Raw genomic sequence first — 3,731 nt, forward strand, 5'->3', positions numbered from 1 at the left:
AAGGGACGGATTTACCTACCCCTCGGCCTACACGCTTATCCCGGGACAACCACCGCCCGGTAGAGCTACCCTCCTGCGTCACCCCATCGCTTACCTACTACCAAATCGGGTCCCACGCCTCCACCAGAAAGCACCCGAAGGCACCAACCGGCTTCAGTGGTGGTTAGCATCAAAAGGTTCGGTATGGGCGCACGTGAACGGGTACGGGAATATCAACCCGTTATCCATCGACTACGCCTGTCGGCCTCGCCTTAGGCCCCGACTCACCCTGGGCGGATTAACCTGCCCCAGGAACCCTTAGTCAATCGGCGCCAGTGTTTCTCACACTGGTATCGCTACTCATGCCTGCATTCTCACTCCAACACCCTCCACCACAGGATCACTCCGCAGCTTCACAGGATGCCGGACGCTCCCCTACCAACCCACCAAACGGCAGGCTCCACAGCTTCGGCGGTGCACTTAAGCCCCGTTACATTATCGGCGCAGAATCACTTGACCAGTGAGCTATTACGCACTCTTTAAAGGATGGCTGCTTCTAAGCCAACCTCCTGGTTGTCTCAGCAACTCCACAACCTTTCCCACTTAGCACACGCTTAGGGGCCTTAGCTGATGATCTGGGCTGTTTCCCTCTCGACTACGAAGCTTATCCCCCGCAGTCTCACTGCCACGCTTAACTTCACCGGCATTCGGAGTTTAGCTGACCTCAGTAACCTTGTCGGGCCCATCAGCCAACCAGTAGCTCTACCTCCGGCAAGCAACACGCAACGCTGCACCTAAATGCATTTCGGGGAGAACCAGCTATCACGGAGTTTGATTGGCCTTTCACCCCTACCCACACCTCATCCCCCAGGTTTTCAACCCTGGTGGGTTCGGGCCTCCACGAAGTCTTACCTCCGCTTCACCCTGGACATGGGTAGATCACCCCGCTTCGGGTCCACAGCATGCGACTCAACGCCCTATTCAGACTCGCTTTCGCTACGGCTACCCCACCCGGGTTAACCTCGCCACACACCATGACTCGCAGGCTCATTCTTCAAAAGGCACGCCATCACCCCAAAAGGCTCTGACGGCTTGACAGCACACGGTTTCAGGTACTATTTCACGACCCCTCACCGGGGCACTTTTCACCTTTCCCTCACGGTACTAGTGCACTATCGGTCATCAGGACGTATTTAGGCTTAGCAGGTGGTCCTGCCAGATTCACACGGAATTCCACGAGCTCCGCGCTACTCGGGAACACGCTCACGCCCGGCCGACAGCTTCACCTACGGGACTCTCACCCACTCCGGTGCCGCTTCCCAACGACTTCAGCTACCATCGACCAAAAACGCCCCAGGCCGGCAGACCTGAGAAAAACGCGCCCCACAACCCCGCACACGCAACAACTGCCGTCTATCACACGCGCACGGTTTAGCCACATCCCCTTTCGCTCACCACTACTCAGGGAATCACTCTTGTTTTCTCTTCCTGCGGGTACTGAGATGTTTCACTTCCCCGCGTCACCACCAACTGCCCTATACATTCAGACAGCGGCAACCCGAAATGACTCGGGCTAGGTTCCCCCATTCGGACACCCACGGATCACAGCTCGGTTGACAACTCCCCGTGGACTATCGCGGCCTCCCACGTCCTTCATCGGCGCCTGATGCCAAGGCATCCACCGTGTGCCACACTAACTTGGCCACCACAGATACAAGATGCTCGCGCACACTATCCACAAATCAAAACACACACCACAAACCCACCCACAACACCCGCACCAACCAGCAAACACCAGTCACCACGAGGTCTTCGGCAGAGTGGCCGCGGAAAACAACCAGCCAGCCACAGCCAGCCCGAGTTGCTTTCTCAGACACCCAACAGCGCGCCCCCCAGCCTCTTCCACAACCAGGAGGAACGTCCAACCCTCTTCAAACCATCTCACGGACAACCGTGAGTCCACTGACGAGTCCGCCGACCAATCGGAAAAACAGCCGGCAATTCAAGACTCCTTAGAAAGGAGGTGATCCAGCCGCACCTTCCGGTACGGCTACCTTGTTACGACTTCGTCCCAATCGCCAGCCCCACCTTCACTCACTCCCTCCCCGAAGGGTTAGGCCACAAGTTTCGGGTGTTGCCGACTTTCGTGACGTGACGGGCGGTGTGTACAAGGCCCGGGAACGTATTCACCGCGGCGTTGCTGATCCGCGATTACTAGCGACTCCACCTTCATGGGGTCGAGTTGCAGACCCCAATCCGAACTGAGACCGGCTTTTAGGGATTCGCTCCACCTCACGGCATCGCACGCCCTCTGTACCGGCCATTGTAGCATGTTTGCAGCCCAAGACATAAGGGGCATGATGACTTGACGTCATCCCCACCTTCCTCCGAGTTGACCCCGGCAGTCTCCCATGAGTCCCCACCACTACGTGCTGGCAACATGGAACAAGGGTTGCGCTCGTTGCGGGACTTAACCCAACATCTCACGACACGAGCTGACGACAGCCATGCACCACCTGTCACCCGCCAACTAAATGACCCGCCATCTCTGACGGTCCACGGGTGATGTCAAACCTTGGTAAGGTTCTTCGCGTTGCGTCGAATTAAGCAACATGCTCCGCCGCTTGTGCGGGCCCCCGTCAATTCCTTTGAGTTTTAGCCTTGCGGCCGTACTCCCCAGGCGGGGCGCTTAATGCGTTAGCTACGGCACGGAACCCGTGGAAAGGCCCCACACCTAGCGCCCAACGTTTACGGCGTGGACTACCAGGGTATCTAATCCTGTTCGCTCCCCACGCTTTCGCTCCTCAGCGTCAGGTAAGGCCCAGAGACCCGCCTTCGCCACCGGTGTTCCTCCTGATATCTGCGCATTTCACCGCTACACCAGGAATTCCAGTCTCCCCTACCTACCTCAAGCCTGCCCGTATCCACTGCACACCCGGAGTTAAGCCCCGGGCTTTCACAGCAGACGCGACAAGCCGCCTACGAGCTCTTTACGCCCAATAATTCCGGACAACGCTCGGACCCTACGTATTACCGCGGCTGCTGGCACGTAGTTAGCCGGTCCTTATTCCCCACCTACCGTCAACACCCGGAAAACCGGATGCCTGCGTGAGTGGTAAAAGAGGTTTACAACCCGAAGGCCGTCATCCCCCACGCGGCGTCGCTGCGTCAGGCTTTCGCCCATTGCGCAATATTCCCCACTGCTGCCTCCCGCAGGAGTCTGGGCCGTGTCTCAGTCCCAGTGTGGCCGGTCGCCCTCTCAGGCCGGCTACCCGTCATCGCCTTGGTAGGCCATCACCCCACCAACAAGCTGATAGGCCGCGAGTCCATCCCTGACCGAAAAAACTTTCCACACCCTCCCATGCGAGAGAATGTCATATCCGGTATTAGACCGGGTTTCCCCGGCTTATCCCAGAGTCAGGGGCAGGTTACTCACGTGTTACTCACCCGTTCGCCGCTCGTGTACCCCGAAGGGCCTTACCGCTCGACTTGCATGTGTTAAGCACGCCGCCAGCGTTCGTCCTGAGCCAGGATCAAACTCTCCATCAAGGTCTAACCACCGGCAACACACGGTCACCGGCAAACCTGGAAGAGGTGAACCCTGACCACTCCAACAATCATGGAGTAATCAAAGGAACCCTACCCACCACCAACGTGGTGGACGGGGCCAAAACAAACTTGGCTTAAAGAAAATCGAACACGCGCTGTTGAGTTCTCAAAAAACAACCGCATCCTCGCCTACAAGCCCGAAC

General features: G+C 57.7%; 2 rRNA genes. Both read right to left on the reverse strand.

Annotated elements, in window-relative coordinates:
* Positions 1 to 1,683: ribosomal RNA gene (locus B5D66_RS24845) — 23S ribosomal RNA — on the reverse strand; the annotation flags it as partial.
* 312 nt (positions 1,684 to 1,995) lie between these two features.
* A 16S ribosomal RNA gene (locus B5D66_RS24850) occupies positions 1,996 to 3,528 on the reverse strand.
* Positions 3,529 to 3,731: the final 203 nt, after the last annotated feature.

This window comes from Marinactinospora thermotolerans DSM 45154, assembly GCF_900167435.1.
GTDB lineage: Bacteria > Actinomycetota > Actinomycetes > Streptosporangiales > Streptosporangiaceae > Marinactinospora > Marinactinospora thermotolerans.